General features: G+C 65.9%; 18 protein-coding genes. 10 read left to right on the top strand and 8 right to left on the bottom strand.

Features of this window, described 5'->3' with window-relative positions:
- Positions 1 to 59: 59 nt before the first annotated feature.
- From BM075_RS17205 to mdh, 7 genes are all read right to left on the bottom strand, one after another.
- Positions 60 to 920 carry a sulfotransferase family 2 domain-containing protein gene (locus BM075_RS17205; protein WP_143089902.1) on the bottom strand — a complete coding sequence of 287 codons (861 nt, stop codon included), beginning with the start codon at positions 918 to 920 and terminating at the stop codon, positions 60 to 62.
- A 70-nt stretch (positions 921 to 990) separates the two neighbouring features.
- A complete protein-coding gene (locus BM075_RS25205) occupies positions 991 to 1,119 on the bottom strand; it encodes a hypothetical protein (RefSeq protein ID WP_425445201.1) in 129 nt (42 codons plus the stop codon).
- 14 nt (positions 1,120 to 1,133) lie between these two features.
- Positions 1,134 to 2,666, bottom strand: coding sequence for a 2-oxoglutarate dehydrogenase complex dihydrolipoyllysine-residue succinyltransferase (gene odhB / locus BM075_RS17200; protein ID WP_093361939.1), 1,533 nt, complete (start codon positions 2,664 to 2,666; stop codon positions 1,134 to 1,136).
- A 4-nt stretch (positions 2,667 to 2,670) separates the two neighbouring features.
- Complete coding sequence (locus tag BM075_RS17195) at positions 2,671 to 5,622, bottom strand: 2-oxoglutarate dehydrogenase E1 component (RefSeq protein ID WP_093361938.1); 2,952 nt, start codon at positions 5,620 to 5,622, stop codon at positions 2,671 to 2,673.
- A gap of 268 nt (positions 5,623 to 5,890) precedes the next feature.
- Positions 5,891 to 6,772 (bottom strand): succinate--CoA ligase subunit alpha, encoded by an 882-nt coding sequence (gene sucD / locus BM075_RS17190; RefSeq protein WP_093361937.1) that lies wholly within the window; start codon positions 6,770 to 6,772, stop codon positions 5,891 to 5,893.
- Between the two features lie 127 nt (positions 6,773 to 6,899).
- Positions 6,900 to 8,093 carry an ADP-forming succinate--CoA ligase subunit beta gene (gene sucC / locus BM075_RS17185; RefSeq protein ID WP_093361936.1) on the bottom strand — a complete coding sequence of 398 codons (1,194 nt, stop codon included), beginning with the start codon at positions 8,091 to 8,093 and terminating at the stop codon, positions 6,900 to 6,902.
- A gap of 299 nt (positions 8,094 to 8,392) precedes the next feature.
- Entirely contained in the window at positions 8,393 to 9,355 is a 963-nt protein-coding gene (gene mdh, locus BM075_RS17180; RefSeq protein WP_093361935.1) for a malate dehydrogenase, read from the bottom strand.
- A gap of 476 nt (positions 9,356 to 9,831) precedes the next feature.
- Here mdh and BM075_RS17175 point away from each other — a divergent pair, with 476 nt between their 5' ends.
- From BM075_RS17175 to BM075_RS17160, 4 genes are read left to right on the top strand one after another with little or no spacing between them, the layout of a single operon-like run.
- A complete protein-coding gene (locus tag BM075_RS17175; protein WP_093361934.1) occupies positions 9,832 to 10,701 on the top strand; it encodes an HpcH/HpaI aldolase/citrate lyase family protein in 870 nt (289 codons plus the stop codon).
- 10 nt (positions 10,702 to 10,711) lie between these two features.
- On the top strand, positions 10,712 to 11,266 hold the full coding sequence (locus tag BM075_RS17170; protein ID WP_093361933.1) for an NnrU family protein: 555 nt from the start codon (positions 10,712 to 10,714) through the stop codon (positions 11,264 to 11,266).
- Positions 11,267 to 11,270: 4 nt separating this feature from the next.
- On the top strand, positions 11,271 to 11,474 hold the full coding sequence (locus tag BM075_RS17165) for a DUF1737 domain-containing protein (RefSeq protein ID WP_093361932.1): 204 nt from the start codon (positions 11,271 to 11,273) through the stop codon (positions 11,472 to 11,474).
- Between the two features lie 2 nt (positions 11,475 to 11,476).
- A complete protein-coding gene (locus BM075_RS17160; protein ID WP_093361931.1) occupies positions 11,477 to 12,508 on the top strand; it encodes a MaoC family dehydratase in 1,032 nt (343 codons plus the stop codon).
- On the opposite strand, the gene BM075_RS17155 is transcribed toward BM075_RS17160, so the two are convergent.
- Positions 12,505 to 13,764 (bottom strand): Nramp family divalent metal transporter, encoded by a 1,260-nt coding sequence (locus BM075_RS17155; protein ID WP_245758891.1) that lies wholly within the window; start codon positions 13,762 to 13,764, stop codon positions 12,505 to 12,507. The two genes, BM075_RS17160 and BM075_RS17155, sit on opposite strands and share 4 nt — an antisense overlap.
- Positions 13,765 to 14,010: 246 nt before the next feature.
- Between BM075_RS17155 and mntR the strand changes: the two genes are divergently transcribed.
- The 6 genes from mntR to BM075_RS17125 all read left to right on the top strand — a co-directional run bounded on the left by mntR (position 14,011) and on the right by BM075_RS17125 (position 18,575).
- Positions 14,011 to 14,445, top strand: coding sequence for a manganese-binding transcriptional regulator MntR (mntR, locus tag BM075_RS17150; protein ID WP_093361929.1), 435 nt, complete (start codon positions 14,011 to 14,013; stop codon positions 14,443 to 14,445).
- Between the two features lie 226 nt (positions 14,446 to 14,671).
- Entirely contained in the window at positions 14,672 to 15,067 is a 396-nt protein-coding gene (gene sdhC, locus BM075_RS17145) for a succinate dehydrogenase, cytochrome b556 subunit (RefSeq protein WP_093361928.1), read from the top strand.
- Positions 15,068 to 15,080: 13 nt separating this feature from the next.
- Complete coding sequence (locus tag BM075_RS17140) at positions 15,081 to 15,473, top strand: succinate dehydrogenase, hydrophobic membrane anchor protein (RefSeq protein ID WP_093361927.1); 393 nt, start codon at positions 15,081 to 15,083, stop codon at positions 15,471 to 15,473.
- Between the two features lie 20 nt (positions 15,474 to 15,493).
- On the top strand, positions 15,494 to 17,299 hold the full coding sequence (gene sdhA / locus BM075_RS17135) for a succinate dehydrogenase flavoprotein subunit (RefSeq protein ID WP_093361926.1): 1,806 nt from the start codon (positions 15,494 to 15,496) through the stop codon (positions 17,297 to 17,299).
- On the top strand, positions 17,299 to 17,715 hold the full coding sequence (locus BM075_RS17130) for a hypothetical protein (RefSeq protein ID WP_093361925.1): 417 nt from the start codon (positions 17,299 to 17,301) through the stop codon (positions 17,713 to 17,715). The genes sdhA and BM075_RS17130 overlap by 1 nt, the downstream gene beginning before the upstream one ends.
- A gap of 80 nt (positions 17,716 to 17,795) precedes the next feature.
- A complete protein-coding gene (locus BM075_RS17125; RefSeq protein WP_093361924.1) occupies positions 17,796 to 18,575 on the top strand; it encodes a succinate dehydrogenase iron-sulfur subunit in 780 nt (259 codons plus the stop codon).
- Positions 18,576 to 19,067 lie beyond the last annotated feature (492 nt).

Below are 19,067 nucleotides of genomic sequence, written 5' to 3'. Positions count from 1 at the left end.
CATCTCCCTCGCCCCTGGTGGGCATATTGTTGTTGACGATCACCTGTCCCGTAGAACCGTCACGCACTCTGCGCATCAGGCAGATAACCGAACGTCTCAAAATCCTTAGCGTAAATCCGCGCAACAAGCGCCCGCGCGGTCGGAGTAAGCAAGGCATCCGCGGCGCCGGACGCGCCGGAGGCGTTCGCGCGCCCCGTGCCTACCCCTTGTTTCAGCGGCTGTCCCAGCCGCTCCGCGACCTCCGTCAGAAAGTCGCCCAGATGCTCGACCTTTCCGACCAGATGCGGGCGATAGATCTCCGGCAGCACCGTCTCGACCTGCGCCCGCCAATGGGGATTGACCGACCCGGGCCCCGCCGCGGCCCGCGTGTCTTCGATGTAGCGCAAGAACTTCTCGAAGCCGCTGGCCGTCCTGAAATCGCTGTCCCAGTCGAAGCCCACGAGCGCATTAATCCGGAGCCGTTCGCGCAGGAACCACGGGTGCGCGGCGTACTGGGTAGAACAGAGGTAGAGAAACGCCGAGACGGCCCGGCTGGCGGGGTGCCGGACCGTGGCCAGCCGCAACGCGCCGTCAATCGCCGAGAGACCGGCGGGAAAGGCCGACAACGGGCGGAACACGTCGGCGGCCGCCAGCTGATGTGGGGCGGCATCTGAATTTATGTCAGTCGGCAGGGTAACCTTCACCGTCAGCGGAACGCCGAACTCCATCTCGAATAGCGCGCGGAGCGCGGAGGTGGTGCCGGCCTTTCCATTGCGCACGAAGGCCCAGCGGCGACTGGGGGGGACGAAGACGAGCTCCGACCAAGCTGCCGCCTGGTCCAGCGTCGGGAAGGCCTCCGGATGCCGCTCGGACAGCACCGCCAGCATCCTGTGCCGCGTCGGGCCCTTGGCGCGCCCGCCGGTAAAGAATGGATATGTCAAGTTGCTGTCCACCGAACTCAGGCCTTCGCCGCCTGAGCGTCACGGCACTGTTTGCGGCTGAAACTGCTGGTCATGGACGGCTCCTTCTCCTTAGGGCGCACAGGCGACGCGGTGAGAGGGGGGCTTTCCGCCCCCCGGCGGCTGGGGCCGCCTCCCCCCGAGGATATTTTCCGACACAAGAAGCGGCAACCAATGGCAGAAGGCCGGCCGTGGTCAGAGATCCATCAGCAGGCGCCGCGGGTCCTCAAGGGCTTCCTTGACCTTCACCAGGAAGGTCACGGCGCCCTTTCCGTCGACGACGCGATGATCGTAGCTGAGCGCGAGGTACATCATCGGGCGGGCGACGATCTCGCCGCTGATGACCATCGGACGCTGCTGGATCTTGTGCATCCCCAGGATGCCCGACTGCGGCGGGTTCAGGATGGGCGAGGACATGAGCGAGCCGTAGACACCACCGTTGGAGATGGTGAACGTGCCGCCCTGCATTTCCGCCATGGACAGCTTGCCGTCACGGGCGCGCTTGCCCTTCTCGGCGATGGCGGCCTCGATCTCCGCAAACGACATGGTGTCGGCGTTGCGGATCACGGGCACCACGAGGCCCTGTGGCGTGCCGGCGGCGATGCCCATGTGGACGAAGTTCTTGTAGACGATCTCGTCGCCGTCGATCTCCGCATTGACCTCGGGCACTTCCTTAAGCGCGGCGCAGCAGGCCTTGGTGAAGAAGGACATGAAGCCGAGCCGCACGCCGTGGCGCTTCTCGAACTCGTCCTTGTACTGGCTGCGCAGGTCCATGCACTCGGTCATGTCCACCTCGTTGTAGGTGGTCAGGATCGCGGCCGTGTTCTGTGCATCCTTCAGCCGGCGCGCGATGGTCTGGCGCAGGCGGGTCATCTTGATCCGCTCCTCGCGGGCGGCGTCCTCGGCCGGGACGGGCGCACGCGGGGCCGGCGGGGCGGCGGGCTTCTCCGCCGGCGCGGTGAGCGCCTTGAGCACGTCTTCCTTCATGACCCGACCGTCACGGCCGGACCCCTGCACCTGTGCAGCGTCGATGCCCTTCTCGGCCATCAGCTTACGGGCGGAAGGCGCATCGGCCACGTCTTTCGCTGCGGCGGCGTTGTCCGGAGCCGGGGCGGCCTCGGATTTCGGCTCGGGCGCGGCCCTCGCCGGGGCCGCGGCGCCTTCCCCCTGGGAGATCACGGCGAGCTTGGCGGAGGCGTCGACGGTGCTGCCTTCCTCGGCAAGGATCTCTGTCAGCACGCCGGACGCCGGCGCGGGCACCTCGACGGAGACCTTGTCCGTCTCCAGTTCGCACAGCATCTCGTCCTGCGAGACGCTGTCGCCCACCGCCTTGAACCACGTGGAGACCGTGGCCTCGCTCACGCTCTCACCGAGCGTGGGGACCATCACGTCCACCGCGGCGCCACCGGACCCGCCCTCGTCCGCCGGTTCCTCGGCCGGTTTGGCGGCCTCCTCCTTCGGCGCGGGCGCGGCGGGCGCCTCGGTGCCCTCGCCCTCCGCCAGGGTCGCGAGCAGCGCGTCGACGCCGACCGTCTCGCCTTCCGCGGCGACGATCTCGCCCAGGGTGCCGGCGGCGGGGGCCGGAACCTCGACCGTTACCTTGTCGGTCTCCAGCTCGCACAGCATCTCGTCGACGGCCACGGCGTCGCCGGGCTTCTTGAACCATGTCGCGACGGTGGCCTCGGTGACGCTTTCGCCCAGGGTGGGCACGCGGACTTCAATGGTCATCTTATCACTTTCCTTCGATGGTCAGCGCTTCGTCGACGAGCGCGGCTTGCTGGGCTTTGTGCTGGCTGGCCAGGCCCGTGGCGGGCGAGGCGGAGGCGGCGCGGCCGGCATAGACCGGGCGCGTGTGCCGAGCCTTGATCCGGGTCAGCACCCATTCGATGTTCGGCTCGACAAAGGTCCAGGCGCCCTGGTTCTTGGGCTCTTCCTGGCACCACACCATCTCCGCGCCCTTGAACCGCTCCAGTTCCTTCACCAGCGAGATCGCCGGGAAGGGATAGAACTGCTCGACGCGCAGCAGGTAGATGTCGTCGATGCCGCGCGCCTCGCGCTCCTCGAGCAGGTCGAAGTAGACCTTGCCGGAGCACATGACGACGCGCTTGATCTGATCGTCGGGCTTGAGCTGGATCGCGTTGTCGCCGGTCTCCGCATCGTCCCAGAGCACGCGGTGGAAGGAGGAGCCCTCCACGAAGTCCTTCCGCTTGCTGACGCAGAGCTTGTGGCGCAGCAGCGACTTCGGCGTCATCAGCACCAGCGGCTTGCGGAACGAACGGTGAAGCTGCCGGCGCATGATGTGGAAGTAGTTCGCCGGGGTCGAGACGTTGGCCACGATCCAGTTGTCCTGTCCGCACAGCTGCAGGAACCGCTCGAGGCGGGCCGAGGAGTGCTCCGGCCCCTGCCCTTCGAATCCATGGGGCAGCAGCATCACGAGGCCCGACATCCGCAGCCATTTGCTCTCGCCGGAGCTGATGAACTGGTCGAACATGATCTGGGCGCCGTTGGCGAAGTCGCCGAACTGGGCTTCCCAGAGCGTGAGCGCGTTCGGCTCGGCCAGCGAGTAGCCGTATTCGAACCCGAGCACCGCGTATTCGGAGAGCATCGAGTCGATGACTTCGTAGTGCGCCTGCCCCTCTCGGATGTGGTTGAGCGGGTAGTACCGCTCCTCCGTCTCCTGGTTCACGAAACCGGAATGCCGCTGGGAGAAGGTCCCGCGCGTGGAATCCTGCCCCGCCAGCCGCACCGGGTACCCCTCCGTCAGCAGCGAACCGAAGGCCAGCGCCTCGCCGGTCGCCCAGTCGAAGCCCTGCCCGCTGTCGAACATCTCCTTCTTGGCCTCCAGCAGCCGGCCCACCGTCTTGTGCAGCGGGAAGCCGTCGGGCGCCGTGACGAGCGCCTTGCCAACCTGGTCGAAGGTCTCGCCCGCAATCGCCGTCTGGCCGCGCTGGTACTGGTCGCCCTCGCGGTCCAGGTGGGACCAGCGGCCATCCAGCCAGTCCGCCTTGTTCGGCTTGAATTCCTTGCCGGCCTCGAACTCCTCGTTGAGGTGAGACTGGAACGCGGCCTTCATGTCCTCGATCTCGCCCTCGGGGATCAGCCCGTCCTGTACGAGACGTTCGGTGTACAGTTGAAGCGTCGTCTTGTGCTTCTTGATCCGCTTGTACATCACCGGGTTGGTGAACATGGGCTCGTCGCCCTCGTTGTGTCCGAACCGGCGATAGCAGAAGATGTCGATCACCACGTCTTTCCCGAACTTCTGCCGGAACTCCGTGGCGACCTTCGCGGCATGAACCACCGCCTCCGGATCGTCGCCGTTCACGTGGAAGATCGGCGCCTCCACCATCAGCGCGATATCCGTCGGATAGGGCGAGGAGCGCGAGAAGTGCGGCGCGGTGGTGAACCCGATCTGGTTGTTGACCACGATGTGAATGGTCCCGCCCGTGCGGTGGCCCTTCAGGCCCGACAGGCCGAAGCACTCCGCCACAACGCCCTGCCCGGCAAAGGCCGCGTCGCCGTGGAGCAGCACCGGGATGACCGTCGTCCGGGTCTGGTCGTGGTTCTGGTCCTGCTTGGCGCGCGCCTTACCCAGAACCACCGGGTTCACCGCTTCCAGGTGGGACGGGTTGGCCGTGAGGCTCAGGTGCACGGAGTTCTTGTCGAACTCCCGGTCGGCGGAGGCGCCGAGGTGGTATTTCACGTCGCCGGAGCCGTCCACGTCGTCAGGCTTGAAGCTGCCGCCCTGGAATTCGTTGAAGATCGCGCGGTAGGGCTTCATCAGCACGTTGGCCAGAACGCTCAGGCGCCCCCGGTGGGGCATCCCGATCACAACGTCCGTCACGCCCAGCGCGCCGCCGCGCTTGATGATCTGCTCCATCGCCGGGATCAGCGCCTCGCCGCCGTCCAGGCCGAAGCGCTTGGTGCCCATGTACTTGACGTGCAGGAACTTTTCGAAGCCCTCGGCCTCGACCAGCTTGTTCAGGATCGCGCGGCGGCCTTCACGGGTGAAGTGGATCTCCTTGCCGAAGCCCTCGATCCGCTCTTTCAGCCAGGCGGCCTGCTCGGGGTCCGAGATGTGCATGTACTGCAGCGCGAAGGTGCCGCAGTAGGTCCGCTTCACGATCTCCAGGATCTGCCGCATCGTGGCCGTCTGCAGCCCGAGCACGTTGTCGATGAAGATCGGCCGGTCCATGTCGGCTTCGGTGAAGCCGTAGGACGCCGGATCGAGCTCGGGGTGCGGCGTCTGCTCGCGCATCCCCAGCGGATCGAGATCCGCCACGAGGTGGCCGCGAATCCGGTAGGCCCGGATGATCATCAGCGCCCGGATCGAATCCAGCACCGCCCGCTTGATCTGCTCGTCCGTGACCTCGATGCCGATTTCCGCGGCCTTCTGCCGGATCTTCTTGCCCGCCTCCCGCGCCTCCTCCGCGGGCCACTCGCCGGTGAGCGCCGCGGTCAGGTCATCGGCGGCATAGCTCGACCGCCGCGCCCACGAGGGGCCGGTCGCCTCCGCCTTCACCTGCGTGTCGGCGTCGCCGAGCTGCCGGAAGAACTCCGCCCAGGCCTCGTCGACGGAATCCGGATCGTTGGAAAAGCGCGCGTAGAGCTGCTCGACATAGGCGGCGTTGTGCCCCTGCAAGAAGCTGGACGCGTGGAAGATCTCGTTCTTGCTGTGCTCTGTCATCGTGGCACCTTGCGTTATGAATTGGCCGCTGCGGGGCGGCGGGTTGCCGGGGCTGCGGTGCGTTGCGCAGGGCTCCCGTTACAGAATGTCCTCCCGGAGCCGACTGGTCGCTCTCCTATGTGACCACCCGGGCTCAGATAAATTAGTCTCCGGCGGCCGAGACCGCCAGATCCCGGGCCGCAAAACGCGCCCCGGGACGAAGGGTGTGGCCTTTAGACCTGATCGCAAACGATGCGTGGGTCAATTCCTGCTCTCCCGAGCCCGGCATTCAGCCGATCGCTTCAAGCACCGCCTCGCCAAGGTGGGCCGGGCTGTCTGCGACGACGATCCCGGCGGACCGCATGGCTTCGATCTTGTCATCGGCCCCGCCCTTGCCGCCGGCGACGATCGCGCCCGCGTGGCCCATGCGCCGTCCCGGAGGCGCCGTACGGCCCGCGATGAAGCCCGCGCAGGGCTTGGAGCGGCCTTTCTTGGCCTCGTCCTTCAGGAATTGCGCCGCTTCCTCCTCGGCGGAGCCGCCGATCTCGCCGATCATGATGATCGATTGGGTCTCGTCGTCGGCCAGGAACATCTCCAGCACGTCGATATGCTCGGTCCCCTTGATCGGGTCGCCGCCAATGCCGACCGCCGTGGACTGGCCAAGGCCGCTGTCCGAGGTCTGCTTCACCGCCTCGTAGGTCAGCGTACCGGAACGAGAGACGACGCCCACCGAGCCGCGCTTGTGGATGTGGCCCGGCATGATGCCGATCTTGCAGGCGCCCGGCGTGATGACGCCCGGGCAGTTCGGCCCGATCAGTTGCGTCGAGCTGCCTTCCAGTGCCCGTTTCACCGCCATCATGTCGAGCACCGGAATGCCCTCGGTGATGCAGACGACCAGCTCGATCCCCGCGTCGATCGCCTCCAGGATGGAGTCGGCGGCGAACGGCGGCGGCACGTAGATGACGGAGGCGTTGGCCCCGGTCACTTCTTTCGCTTCGTGCACCGAGTTGAACACCGGCAGGTCCAGGTGCGTCTGTCCGCCCTTTCCGGGCGTGACCCCCCCGACCATCTTAGTGCCGTAGGCAATGGCCTGTTCGGTGTGGAAGGTGCCCTGGGAGCCGGTCAGGCCCTGGCAGATCACCTTGGTATTCTCGTCGACGAGTATGGCCATCTGGCTACTCCTAATCCTGTGCGGGAGGTCCCGCGATAATCCGTTCCCGGTGCCCGCGCGCGCCAATCGGCTCCTCAAGGCCGCCAGATTGCGGCCAGGTCCGTGTCTGCGCGCGTCGGGCCGCCGCTTATCCCTTCACCGCCTTCACGATCTTCTCGGCGGCATCCGAAAGGTCGTCGGCTGCGATCACGTTGAGGCCACTGCCCGCGATGATCTCCTTGCCCTTGTCGACGTTCGTGCCTTCGAGGCGCACCACCAGCGGAACCTTCAGGCCAACCTCCTTCACCGCGGCGATCACGCCGTCGGCGATGATGTCGCAGCGCATGATGCCGCCGAAGATGTTGACGAGGATGCCCTTCACGTTCGGGTCGGAGGTGATGATCTTGAACGCCTCGGTCACCTTCTCCTTCGTGGCGCCGCCGCCGACGTCGAGGAAGTTGGCCGGCTCCGCGCCGTAGAGCTTGATGATGTCCATTGTCGCCATGGCGAGGCCCGCGCCGTTCACCATGCACCCGATCTCGCCGTCCAGCGCGATGTAGTTCAGGTCGAACTTGGAGGCTTCCAGTTCCTTCGGGTCCTCCTCGGTCTCGTCGCGCAGGGCGGCGATGTCCGGGTGCCGGTAGATGGCGTTGCCGTCGAAGCCGAACTTGGCGTCGAGCACCTTGAGATCGCCCTTGTCGGTCACGATCAGCGGGTTGATCTCAAGCATGTCCATGTCCTTGTCGGTGAACAGCTTGTAGAAAATCCCCATCAGTTTGACGCACTGCTTCACCTGCTGGCCTTCGAGGCCCAGCATGAAGGCGATGCGGCGGCCGTGGAACGGCTGGTAGCCGGTGGCCGGATCGACCGAGAAGCTCAGGATCTTGTCCGGCGTGGAGGCGGCGACCTCCTCGATGTCCATCCCGCCCTCGGTGGAGCAGACGAACGAGACGCGCGACGTGGCGCGGTCCACCAGAAGCGCCAGGTAGAGCTCCCGCGAAATACCCGAGCCGTCCTCGATGTAGATGCGGTTCACCTGCTTGCCGTCCGGCCCGGTCTGGTGCGTCACCAGCGTGCGCCCCAGCATCTTCTTCGCTTCGATGGCGGCCTCTTCAACCGACTTGGCAAGACGGACACCGCCCTTCTCGCCTGCGTCCGTCTCCTTGAAGGAGCCCTTGCCGCGGCCACCGGCGTGGATTTGCGCCTTCACGACCCACAGCGGCCCGTCGAGTTCGCCCGCCGCCGTCTTGGCTTCTTCGGCTCTCAGAACGACGCGGCCATCGCTTACCGGGGCGCCGTAGTCGCGAAGCAATGCCTTCGCCTGGTATTCATGGATGTTCATGAACCTGTTCCGTCTAGCTTCGATCTGCGCCTGCTTCGCATGCCATGGTGTGCATGAAAACGTTTTTCTCGGGGAAAGGGGACTTGTTAGCGCAAAAGCCGACACTTGTGATCACGCCCCCGATGGCTGTGATCACAAATATTCACTGCCGAGCCGCCAGACGGCGAATCACAGGGCAAGTTCCACCGGCCCGTGCGGGCGACGGTCCCGGCGGCGGACACTGCGGGCGCCAAAGAAAAGGGCGGCAGCCGGTCGATGCCGACTGCCGCCCAATGCTGTCAGGCTATGCCGCGGGCCGCTCAGGCCAGGCTGGGCTCGATGCCCTTGCAGGCTTCAACCAGGCCACGCACGGCATTGACGGAGTTGTCGAACATCGCCTGCTCTTCCTTGGAGAGCTTGATGTCGACCACTTTCTCGACACCGCCGGCACCGATGATGGTCGGCACGCCGACGTACATGTCCTTCAGGCCCAGTTCGCCGTCGCAGTAAGCCGCGCAAGGCAGCAGACGCTTCTGGTCTTTCAGGTAGGCTTCGGCCATCTCGATGGCGGAGGTCGCCGGAGCGTAGTAGGCCGAGCCGGTTTTCAGCAGGCCGACGATCTCGGCGCCGCCGTCACGGGTGCGCTGAACGATCTCGTCGAGCTTCTCCTGCGTGGTCCAGCCCATTTCCACCAGGTCGGGCAGCGGGATGCCGCCAACGGTGGAGTAGCGGACCGAGGGAACCATGGTGTCGCCATGCCCGCCGAGCACGAAGGCGGTGACGTCCTTCATCGACACGTCGAACTCGAGCGACAGGAAGTGGCGGAAGCGGGCGCTGTCCAGAACGCCGGCCATGCCGCAGACCTTGTTCGCCGGCAGGCCGGAGAACTGCTGCAGCGCCCAGACCATCGCGTCGAGCGGGTTGGTGATGCAGATGACGAACGCGTCGGGGCAGTTGTCCCGGATGCCTTCGCCGACGGACTTCATCACCTTCAGGTTGATGCCGAGAAGGTCATCGCGGCTCATGCCCGGCTTGCGCGGCACACCGGCGGTGACGATGCAGACGTCGGCGCCAGCGATGTCGGCGTAGTCCTGGGTGCCCTTCAGCTTGGCGTCGAACCCTTCGGAGGGGCCGGACTCGGCGATGTCGAGCGCCTTGCCTTCCGGCGTCCCCTCGGCGATGTCGAACAGAACGACGTCGCCAAGTTCTTTCATCGCGACGAGATGGGCGAGCGTGCCGCCGATCTGACCGGCGCCGATAAGGGCAATCTTGGGTCTGGCCATTGGTGTGTTCCCTGCGTTGCTTGGAAGATGTTTCGGCGCCGTCCCTAGCCATTTGCAGGACAACGCGCAAGGTTGCCGCCACGTGGCACAAGGCTGCACTGGCGGTAACATCGCGTCGTTAGCGATACCAACCGCGCAAACGGCCCGAAGCGGAGGCAAATGCCCGCATCGAGGCGACCCCGCCGGGCCGCACCTCCCCAATGTCCGAGGCGAATTCGGGCGCCCAGACGGTCCAAGCCGCGACCGATTCTGCCGCAGCCTCGGTGAGCATTGACGCGTCACACCGCCTGCCACGCACGCCGAAAGATGGTATCATCGCGACGAATGGCGCACCGCGGGGGCGTCAGACACGGGCCGCGCGCCACGCCGCGATTCTCGCGAACGTTTCTTGCGCAATTCCGCGCTGCGGCATTTCACATCTTGCGCATGCGGCGAAGGTATGGTCTCACCCGGAGACGACATGACAGGAGAGAGACATGGATCTTGCCGCCCGCCCCTACCGCTCGGTGCTCTATATCCCCGGCTCGAAGGAACGCGCGCTGGAGAAGGCGAAGTCGCTGCCAGTCGACGCCATCATCTTCGACCTTGAGGATGCGGTGGCCGTGGAGGAGAAGCCCAACGCCCGCACCCTGCTCACCCGCACGCTCTCCGAAGGCGGCTACGGCAACCGCACCCAGATCATCCGCCTGAACGGGGCGGATACGGAATGGGGCGAGGCCGACCTTGCCGCGGCGATGGACATCGGCCCCCAAGCCGTCCTGCTGCCCAAGGTGGAAAGCGTTGGCCAGGTGAACCGCGTCGCCGAGAAGCTGGACGCGCACCCCGCCTGCGCCGACACCCAGATCTGGGCAATGATGGAAACCCCGCGCGGCATCCTGCATGCCGACGCGATCGCCACCGGGCCGCGCATGGGGGGCTTCATCATGGGGACCAACGACCTCGCCAAGGAGCTGAACTGCCGCTTCCGGGCCGACAGGCTGCCCCTGCAAATGGCGCTGCAAACCTGCCTCATGGCGGCCCGCTCCCACGGGCTGATCTGCGTCGACGGCGTCTATAATGCCTTCAAGGACGAGGCCGGGCTTCGCGCGGAATGCGAACAGGGCCGGGACCTCGGGATGGACGGCAAGACGCTGATTCACCCCGCCCAAGTCGAGATCGCCAACGAGGTCTTCGCCCCGAGCGACGCGGAAATCGAGCTGGCCCGCCGCCAGATCGCCGCCTTCGAGGAGGCCGAGGCGAAGGGCGTGGGCGTCGCGGTTGTCGATGGAAAGATCGTGGAGAACCTGCATATTGTCACCGCGAAGGCGACGCTGGCCAAGGCGGACGCCATTTCTTCCATGACCTGAGGAGGCCCTTATGGGCTGGATACTACTTATACTCGGCGTCGCGCTCTGGTGGGGCGCGCATGAACTCAAACGGTTCGCCCCGGAGCGGCGGGCGTCCCTCGGCGCGGAAAAGGGCAAGGGCGTCATCGCCATTGCGCTCGTCGTGGCGATCGTCCTGATGGTGATCGGCTTCCGCGGCACGCCCGTCCTGCAGGTCTGGTACCCGCCGGCGTTCTTCACCCACATCAACAACCTGCTCGTGCTGATCGCGATCTTCATGATGAGCCCCGCGCCGAAGAAGGGCCGCCTCCTGAACCGGATGCGCCACCCGATGCTCGCGGGCTTCAGCCTCTGGGCCGTGGCGCACCTGCTGGTGAACGGCGATCTCGCGTCCATCGTGCTGTTCGGCGGGCTCCTGAGCTGGTCGCTGACCGCGCCCGTCCTTATCAACCGCGCAGAGCCCGAATGGACCGCCCCGGCGCCCGGCACCTACGGCAAGGACGCGATGTTTCTCGCCGCCAGCGCCGTGCTGCTGATCGTGATCGGGCTGATCCACAGCTGGCTCGGCTATTACCCCTTCGGATGACCGCATGAAGATCTACCGGTTCCTGACCGAGGACGACACGTCCGCCTTCTGCCACAAGGTGACGGCCGCACTGAACAAGGGCTGGCACCTCCACGGCCAGCCCACCTACGCCTTCGACGCGGCGCGCGGCGTGATGCGCTGCGGCCAGGCGGTGGTGAAAGACGCCCCGGGCACTTACAGCCCGGACCTCAAGCTGGGAGATCAATGACCATGGCCAAGACCAATCCGGGGCGCTTCTTCGAGGACTACCAACTCGGCGAGGTCATCGACCATGCCGTCCCACGCACGCTCTCGGGCGGCGAGCGCGCGCTTTATCACGCGCTCTACCCCGCCCGGCACGCGCTCGCCTCCTCCGACGAATTCGCCCGCGCCTGCGGCCTTCCCGCCGCGCCGCTGGACGATCTCGTTACCTTCCACACGGTCTTCGGCAAGACGGTGCCCGACATCTCGCTGAACGCTGTCGCCAACCTGGGCTACGCGGAGGGGCGGTTCCTGCAGCCCGTCTATCCCGGCGACACGCTCCATTCGCAAAGCCAGGTGATCGGGCTGAAGCAGAACTCCAACGGCAAGTCGGGCGTGGTCTATGTGCGCACAACGGGCCGCAACCAGCGCGGCGAGGCGGTGCTGGAATACGTGCGCTGGGTCATGGTCCGAAAGAAGGACCTCGACGCCCCCGCCCCCGATACCTTCGTGCCGGAACTGAAGCCCGTTCTGGCCCCCTTCGATCTCGCGGTGCCAGAGGGCCTCGACTTCACCGGCTACGACGTCGCGCTGGCTGGAGAGCCACACAGGCTCGGCGACTACGAGGTCGGCGAGACCATCGACCATGTGGACGGCTGCACCATCGAGGAAGCCGAGCATATGATGGCCACGCGGTTGTGGCAGAACACGGCCAAGGTGCACTTCGACGCCACCTTCCGCGAGGACGGCAAGCGCCTCATCTACGGCGGCCACGTCATCTCCATGGCTCGCGCGCTCAGCTTCAACGGCCTTGCGAACGCGCAGATGATCGTCGGCCTGAACGGCGGCGCCCACGCGAACCCGTGTTACGCCGGCGACACCGTGAAGGCCTGGTCCGAGGTGCTCGACACCGCCGAGACCTCCGCGCCCGGCGTCGGCGCGATCCGGCTCAGGCTGGTGGCCACCCGGGGCGGCGCGCCCTTCCAGTTGCGGGGCGACGACGGCAAGTACCTGCCCGACGTCCTGCTCGACCTCGACTATTGGGCCCTGATGCCGACCTAGCCCGCCGCCAGCCCGGGGATCGCCACCCCGAACACCTGCGCCAGCAGCACGAAGTTCAGCGAGAGCACCGCGACGGAACCGACGACCGCCAGCGTCCGCACCAGCGGGCCGGTGGCGAAGTCTCCCATGATGTCCCGACGCGAGGTGAAGATGATGAGCGCCACCATCGGCACCGGCAGGGCAATGCTCAGGATCACCTGGCTGACCACCAGCGCCTGCGTCGCGTTGACCCCCATCGCCACTACTACGAAGGCCGGGGTCATCGTCACCAACCGCCGCAACCAGATCGGCACGCGCACCCGCAGGAACCCCTGCATGATGAGCTGCCCCGCCATCGTCCCCACCACCGAACTGGAGATGCCGGAGGCGATCAGCGAGACCAGGAAGAACCCGGAGGCCGCGGCCCCAAGCAGCGGCGTGAGGGTGTGATAGGCGGTCTCGATCTCCGCCACCTCGCTGTGGCCGCGATGGAACGCGCTGGCCGCCATCATGACCATCGCCATGTTCACCATCCCCGCCACGGCGAGCGCGATGACCACCTCGCGGTTGGAAAACTGCACGACCCGGCGGCGCTCGGCGTCGGTCCGGATGCGGGTGCGGCCCTGGGTCAGCCCGGAATGCAGGTAGATCGCGTGCGGCATGACCGTCGCGCCGATGATGCCGACCGAGATCAGCAGCGCGGTCGCGTCCGGCATGGTCGGCATCAGCAGCCCGGTCGCCGCCTCGCCCCAGGCGATGGGGGCGATACAAACCTCGATCAGGTAGCACAGGCCGATCACGCCCACGAAGGCGCCGATGATAAGCTCCATCGGCCGGAAGCCCCGCGCCTCGAACAGCAGGATGCCGTAAGTGACGACCGCCGTCACCGTCATCCCCGCGATCAGCGGCATGTGGAACAGCAGCGCCAGCCCGATCGCACCGCCGAGGAACTCCGCCAGGTCGGTCGCCATGGCCGCGACCTCGCTGACCGCCCACATGATCCAGACCGCCGGGCGGGAGAAGTTGTCCCGGCACAGCTCCGCGAGGTTCTTGCCGGTCACGATCCCCAGCCGCGCCGACAACGCCTGGAACAGCATCGCGATCAGGTTGGCCATCAGCACGACCCAGAGCAGCGTATACCCGTACCCCGCCCCGGCCTGGATGTTGGTCGCGTAGTTGCCCGGGTCCATGTAGGCCACGGAGGCGATAATCGCCGGCCCGGCAAACAACAGCGCCGCCCGCGGCCCCCGTCGTTTGCCCGCCAGAACCTGCGCCATGCCACGCTGCGCACGACTCGTCGAACTTCTGTCCATGGTAACCCTTGCCCCGGCACGCCTTGATACGTGCTCCGACACTCCGTCGATGTAGCCAAGGCTAAACTGTTGTCAACCGTCTTCGGCACGCTGACCGTGTGGCGGTCCGCACAGCCCCGCGACATTGCGAAAATCGACCGCACGTGTAGTGTATGCCCTCGTTCGCGGCACCGGCGGAATTACTGGCGCCGCCTGCAAGACGGGGAAGACATGCCGACCGACAGCCCCAGGAATGACGGTGCGCCCGTTGAACCCGACCGTTTCAACCGGGCGCGGGAATCCCAGGCTATGGCGGTGCTGGAGGACTACGCCGAGATGATCGGCGACCTGATGCAGGAGTTCGGCGAAGCCCGAATCACCGACATCGCCAGCCGGATGGGCGTCACCCACCCCACCGCGACCAAGGCCGTGGCGCGCCTGAAGCGTGAGGGCCTCGCCGTCTCCCGGCCGTATCGCGGCGTGTTTCTCACCGAGGAAGGCATGACGCTGGCCGAGCGGGTGCGGGCCCGCCACAGGACCGTGGTGGATTTCCTCATCGCCGTCGGCGTCTCCTCCGAAACCGCCGAGATCGACGCGGAGGGGATGGAGCATTTCGTCTCCGACGAAACGCTCAAGGCGTTCGAGGCGCACCTGCGGAAGAGCTGACCGCCCGCCGCTACGGCCAATCGCGCCGACCCCGTCTGGCCCTGCAGCCTGGCGCCTAAGCGGCTGGGCAGGTTAGCAAAGCGCCCCGCGCATACCAGATACAGAAGACCCGTTGCGCCGATTTATCGCGCCGATTCCCCACGCATCCACGTGACACGCCCTCAGGAAGTATTAGAGAAGGGGGCAATGGCGGGGCCGGTCCCGCGTCAACAAAGGAGTCAGGTCTATGGCAGACGTGAACCGGGGGAACCGCCCCCTGTCGCCCCACCTTCAGATCTACAAGCCACACATTCTCATGGTCAGCTCGATCCTCATCCGGATCACGGGCAACGGGTCGACGGTCGGTATCGTCATGGTGCTCTGGTGGCTTCTGGCCGCCGCCGCAGGTCCGGAGACCTACGAGGCGCACATGGCGTGGCTCACCCATTTCTGGCTCGCCAAGCTCGTGTGGTTCGGCCTGATCTGGGCGCTGTGGTACCACATGCTGGGCGGCATCCGTCACCTCATCTGGGACGAGGCGGTCGGCCTGGAACTGGAAACCGCCGAGAAGCTCGGCTGGGGAATCGTCATCGGATCGGTCGTCGGCGCTGTGCTGACCGCGATCATCCTGCTCATCGTCTGACCCGGAGGACGCCATGCACTACCTGACAGATCGCAAGCGGGCCGAAGGCAAGGGCTCCGTTGCCCACGGGGCGGACCATCAGCTCCAGGTGACCTACAGCTCCTACATGATGACCGCGCTGGTCATCCTGTTCCTGTTCCGCATCGCGCCACTCATCGGCGCCCCCTACGAGGTCGTCGTCGAGGGGCTCACCCGGCCATTCAACATGGTCATCATGGGCCTCTTCGTGGTCTCCACGACCTACCACTGGCGCTTCAACATCAAGAAGGTGTTCGAGGATTACGTCCCGCACGGCTGGGACTTCGCCGGCATGATCATCACCACCGCGCTCGGTTGGTTCTTCTGTGGCCTCGGCCTGTTCGCCCTGGTCAAGATCCTGATCGCTTCCATGATCGTGCCCGTCTGAGCCTGGGAGAAAGAGAACAAATGACCGCTTACGACATCACCCACCACATCTATGACGTTGTCGTCGTAGGGGCCGGCGGCGCGGGCCTGCGCGCCACGCTCGGCATGGCCGAACAGGGGCTGAAGACCGCTTGCGTGACCAAGGTCTTCCCGACCCGCTCGCACACCGTCGCTGCACAGGGCGGCATCGCCGCCTCGCTCGGCAACATGGGCCCGGACTCCTGGCAGTGGCACATGTACGACACCGTGAAGGGCTCCGACTGGCTCGGCGACACCGACGCGATGGAGTACCTGGCCCGCGAGGCGCCGAAGGCCGTTTACGAGCTGGAGCACTACGGCGTGCCCTTCTCCCGCACAGAAGAGGGGCGGATCTACCAGCGGCCGTTCGGCGGCCACACCACCGAATTCGGTGAAGGCCCCCCGGTGCAGCGCACCTGCGCCGCCGCCGACCGGACCGGCCACGCGATCCTGCACACGCTCTACGGCCAATCCGTCAAGAACGACGCGCAGTTCTTCATCGAGTACTTCGCCACCGACCTGATCATGGGCGAAGACGGCTCCTGCCAGGGCATTCTGGCGTGGAAGCTCGACGACGGCACGCTGCACGCCTTCAACGCCAAGATGGTCGTCCTGGCCACCGGCGGCTACGGGCGCGCCTACTTCTCCGCCACCTCGGCGCACACCTGCACCGGTGACGGCAACGCCATGATCACCCGCGCCGGCCTGCCGCTGCAGGACATGGAGTTCGTCCAGTTCCACCCGACCGGCATCTACGGCTCGGGCTGCCTCATCACCGAGGGCGCCCGCGGCGAGGGCGGCTATCTGACCAACTCCGAAGGCGAGCGGTTCATGGAACGCTACGCGCCCACCTACAAGGACCTCGCTTCGCGCGACGTGGTTTCGCGTTGCATGACTATCGAGATCCGCGAAGGCCGCGGCGTGGGCCCAAACAAGGACCACATCTTCCTGCACCTCAACCACCTGCCCCCCGAGACGCTCGCCGAGCGCCTTCCGGGCATCACCGAGAGCGCGGAGATCTTCGCCGGCGTGGACCTGACGAAGGAGCCGATCCCGGTTCTGCCGACGGTGCACTACAACATGGGCGGCATCCCCACCAACTACTGGGGCGAAGTGCTCAACCCGACGGAAGAGAACCCCGACGCCATCGCACCCGGCCTGATGGCCGTGGGCGAAGCGGGATGCGCAAGCGTCCACGGCGCCAACCGCCTCGGTTCCAACTCGCTGATCGACCTCGTGGTCTTCGGCCGCGCCGCTGCCATCAAGGCCGGCGAAGTCGTCGACCCGGAGGCCCCGAACCCCGAGTTGAACAAGGCCAGCCTGGACGCGGCCATCGCCCGGTTCGACAAGTTCCGCAACGCCGACGGCAGCATCTCCACCGCCGATCTCCGCGACGAGATGCAGAAGACCATGCAGGCCGACGCCGCCGTCTTCCGCACCGACAAGACCTTGTCGGAAGGGGTCGAGAAGATGAAGGCGGTTGCCGCCAAGGTCGAGGACCTGAAGGTCACCGACCGGTCCCTGGTCTGGAACAGCGACCTGATGGAAACGCTGGAGCTGACCAACCTCATGGACTGCGCGATGGCGACCATCGTCGGCGCCGAGGCCCGCAAGGAAAGCCGCGGGGCACACGCGTCGGAAGATCACCCGGATCGCGACGACGAGAACTGGCGCAAGCACACGCTTGCCTGGGTCGACGGGCCGGATGTCACGCTGAAGTATCGCCCCGTGCATCTTGACCCGCTGTCGACCCAGGACGAAGGTGGAATCGATCTCAACAAGATTGCACCGAAAGCGAGGGTTTACTGATGTCAGACCGGGTCAAACTGCTGATGAGCGCCATCGCGCTTGCCATAGCCCTGCCGGGCGCCGCCTCTGCACTGACTGCCGTAGAGGAACAGCGATCGGTTCTGCTGGAATGCAAGCGCATGCAAGGCGTCGGCGGTGCGGCCTACCTGGAACAGTGGAGAGGTCCCGTGAGCGACATCACCATGTCGGTGCGGATCGTGCCCTACGACCGGGTGACCTTCGCGGATGCGGATGCCATCAACGCCTGCGCCTCGCGCAAGCTCGGTCTGGGCCCCGTGGATGCAGGGCTGACGGCGCGGCAACGCACCGTCGTCCGCTCCATCCGCGCGCCGGGCGGCTACTACCGCACGGATTGCGGCCGCAGCCCGTCCATCCTCTACAAGGGCGACCTCTATTGCCAGTGGGCGCGGCGCTGATGCGGCGCGCTCCTCGCTCCCTTCCCGAACCCAAGCAATGCGGCGGCCGCGTGCCGCTGGCAGCAAGCTGAGGTGACCAAATGGTTCAATTCACCCTACCCAAGAACTCCAAGATCAAGACTGGCAAGACCTGGCCCAAGCCGGAGGGCGCCAAGAACGTTCGGAAGTTCGTCATCTACCGCTGGAACCCGGACGACGGGAAAAACCCGCAGCTCGACACCTACTTCATCGACCTCGACGACTGCGGGCCGATGATCCTGGACGCCCTCATCAAGATCAAGAACGAGATCGACCCCACGCTGACCTTCCGCCGGTCCTGCCGTGAGGGGATCTGCGGCTCCTGCGCGATGAACGTCAACGGGATCAACCGCCTCGCCTGCATCTGGGGCATCGAGGAGCAGAAAGGCGACGTGAAGATCTATCCGTTGCCCCACATGCCCATCGTGAAGGACCTGGTGCCGGATCTTACCCATTTCTATGCCCAGCATGCCTCCATCATGCCCTGGCTGGAAACCAAGACCCCGACGCCCGAGAAGGAATGGCTGCAAAGCCCGGAAGACCGCGCCAAGCTCGACGGTCTCTACGAATGCGTGCTCTGCGCCTCCTGCTCGACGTCCTGCCCCGCCTACTGGTGGAACGGCGACCGCTACCTCGGCCCGGCCGCGCTGCTGCACGCCTATCGCTGGATGATCGACAGCCGCGACGAGGCCACCGGCGAGCGCCTCGACGACGTGGAAGACCCCTACAAGCTCTACCGCTGCCACGTCATCATGAACTGCACGCAGACCTGCCCCAAAGGCCTCAACCCCGGCAAGGCCATCGCCGAAATCCGGCTGCTGGCGCAGGACCGCATCCTCTAAGACACCGTCCCCGACGGTCCCAATGCCCGGCCCCAGCGGCCGGGCATTTTTTATGGCACGTGCCGACACTGCATCTCGCCCCGCGCGCCTTTCAGGCCGCCTCCGATTTGCCGCGGGGCGGCATCGTTTCAGGGTCTTTTCAAGGTCAAAATCGGCGCGGAGCCGCCATCCGGCTTGAACGCGGTGAATTTCGGCGAGACGCCCTTTTGCTCAATGCTGCGCTCTACGTCAGCGGCACTTATGACGACATGCGACCTCGGCACTGCCAGCCGAACCAACCTTCTTCCGAAAATGCGCACAGAACCAGGACCTTTGCGACGCTTCACTGCTCGGCAATGGGTGCCGTCATTGGCAGATGCGGTCGTAATGCGTGAATATAAGCGGATTGGGCTTTAGGGGGGCGTTGTTGCAGAACTCAGCCGGTGAAGGATTCACATCGGGAATTCATGCGGTTAGACGAGGTACATGAGCAAGCCCAAGCCCGCCCGCTAC

Source organism: Tropicimonas isoalkanivorans (genome assembly GCF_900112335.1).
Taxonomy (GTDB): domain Bacteria; phylum Pseudomonadota; class Alphaproteobacteria; order Rhodobacterales; family Rhodobacteraceae; genus Tropicimonas; species Tropicimonas isoalkanivorans.
Note: the sequence above shows the minus strand (reverse complement) of the source record. Positions and strands in the feature narration are given on the sequence as shown.